The organism is Isoptericola sp. NPDC060257 (assembly GCF_042726645.1).
GTDB classification, from domain to species: Bacteria; Actinomycetota; Actinomycetes; order Actinomycetales; family Cellulomonadaceae; genus Isoptericola; species Isoptericola nanjingensis.
Window position 1 is genome coordinate 1 of the sequence record NZ_JBHXAW010000311.1, and the last position, 5,109, is coordinate 5,109.

The following is a 5,109-nucleotide window of genomic DNA, read 5'->3' on the forward strand; positions in this document are numbered from 1 at the left end:
ACGTCGAGGACCTGCTGGCTCGCGCGCACGAGCGGGTGGTCGCGACCGGCGTGCCCGCGACGACCGAGGTGACCATCGCCGACGCGACGACCGCGCTCGCGGAGCGGTCGGCGCGGTCCGGGCTGGTCGTCGTCGGGGCGCGCGGTGCCGGCGGCTTCATGGAGCGGCTGCTCGGCACGGTCTCGGCGAACCTCCCCGTGCGGTCGGCCTGCCCCACGGTCGTCGTGCCGGGGCGGGCGCGGGTCGACGACGGCTCCCTCGCGGCTGACTCCCTCGACCGCTTCGGCAAGGTCGTCGTCGGGGTGGACGGCTCGCCGTCCTCGGAGGCCGCGCTGCAGGCCGCCGTCGCGCAGGCGCGTGCCTGGGGAGCCGCCGTCGAGCTCGTGCGGGCGGTCTCCCTCGTCGGCTGGAGCGGTTCACCCTGGCTCGACCCGGGATTCCGGGAGTCGGTCCTCGGCGGCGCCCGCGCGGAGCTCGACCGGGACGTCGCGCGCCTCCGGGCGGAGCACCCGGACCTGAGCGTGAGCGCCGACGTCGTCGAGGGGCACGCGTCCGACGTCCTGGCCGACAGCTCGGCGGCCGCGGACCTGCTCGTCGTCGGCTCTCGCGGACGAGGCGGGATCCGCGGACTCCTGCTGGGCTCGACGAGTCAGGCGGTGCTGCGACGGTCCCACTGCCCCGTGCTGATCCCGGCGCGCGCGTCCGAGCGGGCCGGTAGCGGACGCGCGGACGGCGACTGACCAGGCGGGGAGGACCGCGCCCTGCCTACGATCGGCGGCATGGTGACTCCCCGCACGCGTGTGGGCATCGTCGAGGACGAGGCCCTCATGCGGGGGATGCTCGAGCAGGCCCTGTCGGCCGAGGAGTCGTTGCGCGTGGTGCACTCGGTGCCCGGCGTGACCGAGGCGAGGCTGGTCTTCACCCCCGGGTCGTGCGACGTGGCACTGCTGGACGTGAACCTGCCCGACGGCAACGGGGTGGCGCTCGGGGTGGCGCTGCAGCGGGCCGACCCGCGCCTGGCGGTCATGCTGCTGTCGAGCGAGGATGTGATGGGCCTGTTCACGACCGTGCAGGGCGAGGCGACCCGCCCGTGGAGCTACCTGTCCAAGCGGTCGAGCTTCGCGCGCGACGTCCTGGTGCGCGCGGTCGCGGCGGCGGCGCAGGGGCAGGTGGTGCTCGACCCGTACCTCGTGCAGCGCTCCACGCCGCGCCCCGGGTCGGCCGTCTCCGCGCTGACGCCCGCCCAGTTCGGGGTGCTGCGGCTCGTGGCCGAGGGACTGTCGAACCACGCCACGGCAGACCGGCTCGGGATCAACGAGCGGTCGGTCGAGAGCCATCTGAAGTCGATCTACCAGCGCCTCGGCGTCGACGGCACCGAGCACAACCGGCGCGTCGCCGCGGTGCTCGCGTTCCTCGAGCAGACCGGCCGCTCGTGGCGGGCCTGAGCGCGCGGGTCGCCCCGGCACGGGGGCGCGCCGCGGAGACCGTCCTGCTGCGGGACAGGACGCGGATCGCGGTCGCCGTCGCCGGGGCCAACTTCGTGCTGTACGCCCTGATGACCGTGGCCGGGTGGGCCGGCTGGGGCGGGCTGCAGACCGCGATCACGCACGAGCGCAGCGCTCTCGGGGTGACCCTCGACGGCGTCGTCGTGCTCGTGGTGAACCTGGCGTTCGGGGCGGTCGTCATTGCCGGCACGCTCGCCTTCCGCCCGCTGTCGCGCCGGTGGCCTGCCCGGCTCGTCGTCGTCACGGGCGTCTCGGCCGTGGCCTCGGTGCCACGGATGCTCGCGCTCACCGCGATCAGCAGCACGCCGACCGGCGGCGCCTACGTCGCGGCCGTCGGCACGCTCGGGCTCGCCGCGGGCGTCGTCGGGATGTCCGCCGGGCTCCTGTCCGCGTCGCTGGTCGACCAGGCCCGGACGGAGCAGCAGCGCCGCGAGGAGGAGGCGCTCCGCGCAGCCCGCGCCGTGGAGGAGCTGCAGGACGAGGAGATCCGGGTGCGCCGGCTGGTGTTCGACCAGCTGCACGGCACGCTGCAGTTCCACCTCGTGACGGTGACGGCGGGACTCGACCGTGTCGCCGAGCAGCTGGCGTCGGCCGGTGACGACGACCGTGCCGCCGAGGTGCGCCACTGGGCCGAGACGATCGAGGAGATCCGCGAGGAGGACGTGCGCTCGCTGAGCCACAGCGTCTTCCCGTCGGGCGCCGACCTCGGCCCCCAGGAGGCGATCGAGGTCCTGCTGCGGCGGCTGCCGCCCCAGGTCGACGCGTCGATCGAGCTCGGCGACCGCTACCGGGACCTCGTGGCCCGGGAGGGTCTGCGGATGCCGATGGCGGAGCGTCTCGTGGTGATCTACACGGTCGAGGAGGCGGTGACCAACGCCCTCCGGCACGGCCGGGCGCGGACGGTCACCGTCCGTGCGGACGCCGAGCCCACCGCCGACGCCGACCGCTGGGTGTTCGTCACCGTGGTCGACGACGACGGCACGGGGCCGACGGACCCTGCGCCGGAGCTGCACGGCCTGCGGCGCCACCTCGAGCGCATCGAGTACCGCGGCGGGACCCTCGCCCTCGGCGCCGGTCCCGACGGAGGAGGCCGGCTCGCCTTCCGGCTCCCGTTCACCGCGGACCCCGCGGCCGGGGACGGTGCGTCGTGACCGGCGTCGGGCCCCGGTGCCCCGTGAACGGCTCTGTGAACGCTCGGTAAAGAAAGTCTCTGGTGAGGTTCCACCGGAGGTTCGCAGAGGTGTAGCGTTGCGGGCGTCGCGACGACGAGGTCGCGAGTCCGGATCGCAGCGCTCGAGACAGCGGCGCGCAGGGACGCAGGACGTGGGACGAAGGTGCGGCATGACTTTCACCGACGAGGCGCAGGCCGGGGGAATCGCCCTGGTGGAGCGGACCGACGTGAGCGTGGTGGACATGTGGGGCGAGATCGACATCGCCCTGCGCAACGAGGCGAGCGCGGCGCTCGCGAGGGCGTTCGAGCGCGACCTCCCCGTCGTCGTCGACACGTCGCGGGTGACGTTCATCGACTCCGCCGGGGTCGCGTTCCTCGTCCAGCTCTGCCGGATCGGCCGGGACGAGGGCCTGCGGGTGTCGCTGCACCGTCCGCCGGCCGCGGTGCTCGACGTGCTGCGGATGCTCGACCTCGACGTGCCCCCGGACGCGAACATCCTCGCCCGGACCACGACCCCGACGGCGCCGACGCCCGCCGCGCCGCACAGCCTGGCCGGCTGACGGGCGGACGCGGGAGCGTCAGTGGTCGCGACCGCTGGCGGCGAGGGCGGCGGCCCCGACGATCCCGGCGCGGTTGCGCAGGGTGGCGGGGATGATCGGCGCCCGCAGGTTCAGCAGGGGCAGGAACTTCTCGTGGTGCTTGCTCACCCCTCCGCCGACGACGATGAGCTCGGGCGCGAGGAGCATCTCGACCGTCTCGAAGTAGCGCTGCAGCCGCTCGGCCCACTGGTGCCACGACAGGTCGTGGCGCTCGCGGGCGGACTCGGCGGCCCGCGACTCGGCGTCGTGCCCGTCGATCTCGAGGTGGCCCAGCTCCGTGTTCGGCACGAGCACGCCGTCCACGAGCAACGCCGAACCGATGCCGGTGCCGAGCGTGACCATGAGGACGACTCCGTCGCGCCCCTGGGCGGCGCCGTACCGCTGCTCGCCGACACCGGCGGCGTCGGCGTCGTTGACAGCGGTCACCTGCCGGCCCGTGGCCTCGCTGGCCAGCGCGGGCAGGTCGACGCCCCTCCACGACTGGTGCAGGTTGGCGATGAACCGGACGACGCCATGGTCCATCGGGGCGGGGAAGGCGACGCCGACCGGCACGTGGGCCGGCAGCTCGAACGAGTCGACGAGCTCGGCGAGCACGCCGGCCACGGCGTCCGGGGTGGACCTCTCCGGGGTCGGGATGCGGCGGCGCTCGTCCGCGAACTCACCCGTCGCCAGGTCGACCGGCGCCCCCTTGATTCCCGACCCGCCGATGTCGATGCCGAACGCGACCGGCTGCGCTGCCTCCACCATGGGCCCCATCTTGATGCAGGATCGTCCTATGAGCGACACAAGCCCGGTGCAGTACTGGTACAACACCAAGACCGGTGAGGTCGAGGAGAGCCGCGACCGCTCCAGCTGGAGCCACCGTATGGGCCCCTACCCCTCGCGGGAGGCGGCCCGCAACGCCCTGGACTCGGCCCAGCGACGCAACGACGAGTGGGAGGGCGACGACGCCGACTGGCGCGGCAAGGACTGACGGCGGGGCCTCGCGCGGCGGACCGATGAGTCCTCGCCGCGACCGAGGTCGGCCCCGCATGACGACGAGGATCGAGGCGAACGGCGTCACGCACGGCGTGGCGCACTTCGGGGACGTCGCCGCCCCCCTGGTGCTCTGCGCGGGCGGGACGACGATGCTGTCCTGGCCCGACGCGCTCTGCGAGACGCTCGCCCGTGGCGGGCGCCACGTGGTGCGGTACGACCTGCGCGACGCCGGGGCGTCCACGACCGTGGACCCCGGGGCGCCGGCCTACACGCTGCGCGACCTCGCGACCGACGCCGCGGCGATCGCCCGGGAGCTCGACGACCGGCCGGCGCACCTGGCGGGCATCGGCGTCGGCGGGATGGTCGCCCAGGTCGCCGCGCTCGACCATCCGGGGGCGTTCGCGGAGCTGACCCTGGTCGGCACGCGTCCCGTCGCGCCGGGCCCGGTCGACGACGACCTGCCCGACCACGACGCCGAGGCGATGGGGCGGCTGTTCGCGCTGGCGGAGCCGGACTGGTCCGACCGCGACGCCGTGGCCGAGCACGCCGCCCGCAGCGCCGAGATCCTCGGCGACGACCCTGCCGCGGCGCGCGTGGTCGCCGGTCGGGTCTGGGACCGCACGCCGGGGACGGCGCCGGCGGTGCACGCGGCCAACCAGCAGGGCATGGTCTTCGCCGCCCTCGACTGCACGCCCCGGTGGCGCGAGCGGCTCGGCGAGATCGCGGTCCCGACGCTCGTGGTGCACGGCCGCCGCGACCCGTTCTTCCCGGTCGGGAACGGAGAGGCGCTCGCCCGCGAGATCCCGGGAGCGAGGCTGCTGGTCCTCGAGGAGGCCTCGACGGCGGTCCCCGACGC

7 protein-coding genes are annotated in these 5,109 nt (G+C 74.8%); 6 read left to right on the top strand and 1 reads right to left on the bottom strand.

Features of this window, described 5'->3' with window-relative positions; genetic code table 11:
- The 4 genes from ACFWEK_RS18850 to ACFWEK_RS18865 all read left to right on the top strand — a co-directional run.
- Positions 1 to 740: universal stress protein (locus ACFWEK_RS18850; protein ID WP_430555032.1), on the top strand; the 740-nt coding region annotated here is incomplete at its 5' end.
- A gap of 39 nt (positions 741 to 779) precedes the next feature.
- Positions 780 to 1,445: a response regulator gene (locus tag ACFWEK_RS18855; protein WP_430555033.1), complete on the top strand. Its 666-nt coding sequence runs from the start codon at positions 780 to 782 to the stop codon at positions 1,443 to 1,445.
- Positions 1,433 to 2,656, top strand: a complete 1,224-nt coding sequence (locus ACFWEK_RS18860; RefSeq protein WP_430555034.1) for a hypothetical protein — start codon at positions 1,433 to 1,435, stop codon at positions 2,654 to 2,656. Before ACFWEK_RS18855 ends, ACFWEK_RS18860 begins: the two co-directional genes overlap by 13 nt.
- A gap of 190 nt (positions 2,657 to 2,846) precedes the next feature.
- Positions 2,847 to 3,236: an STAS domain-containing protein gene (locus tag ACFWEK_RS18865; RefSeq protein ID WP_430555035.1), complete on the top strand. Its 390-nt coding sequence runs from the start codon at positions 2,847 to 2,849 to the stop codon at positions 3,234 to 3,236.
- A gap of 18 nt (positions 3,237 to 3,254) precedes the next feature.
- Here ACFWEK_RS18865 and ppgK read toward each other — a convergent pair whose 3' ends face one another.
- Positions 3,255 to 4,022 (bottom strand): polyphosphate--glucose phosphotransferase, encoded by a 768-nt coding sequence (gene ppgK / locus ACFWEK_RS18870; RefSeq protein ID WP_430545160.1) that lies wholly within the window; start codon positions 4,020 to 4,022, stop codon positions 3,255 to 3,257.
- 28 nt (positions 4,023 to 4,050) lie between these two features.
- Here ppgK and ACFWEK_RS18875 point away from each other — a divergent pair, with 28 nt between their 5' ends.
- Positions 4,051 to 4,248 (top strand): SPOR domain-containing protein, encoded by a 198-nt coding sequence (locus tag ACFWEK_RS18875; protein WP_430545161.1) that lies wholly within the window; start codon positions 4,051 to 4,053, stop codon positions 4,246 to 4,248.
- 58 nt (positions 4,249 to 4,306) lie between these two features.
- A partial coding sequence (locus ACFWEK_RS18880; RefSeq protein WP_430555036.1) for an alpha/beta fold hydrolase occupies positions 4,307 to 5,109 on the top strand: 803 nt, incomplete at its 3' end.

Excerpts from the sequence above, each read along its gene's own strand:
- ACFWEK_RS18855 (WP_430555033.1), top strand. The coding sequence starts at position 780 with ATGGTGACTCCCCGCACGCGTGTGGGCATCGTCGAGGACGAGGCCCTC.
- ACFWEK_RS18865 (WP_430555035.1), top strand. The coding sequence starts at position 2,847 with ATGACTTTCACCGACGAGGCGCAGGCCGGGGGAATCGCCCTGGTGGAG.
- ppgK (WP_430545160.1), bottom strand. The coding sequence starts at position 4,022 with ATGGTGGAGGCAGCGCAGCCGGTCGCGTTCGGCATCGACATCGGCGGG.
- ACFWEK_RS18875 (WP_430545161.1), top strand. The coding sequence starts at position 4,051 with ATGAGCGACACAAGCCCGGTGCAGTACTGGTACAACACCAAGACCGGT.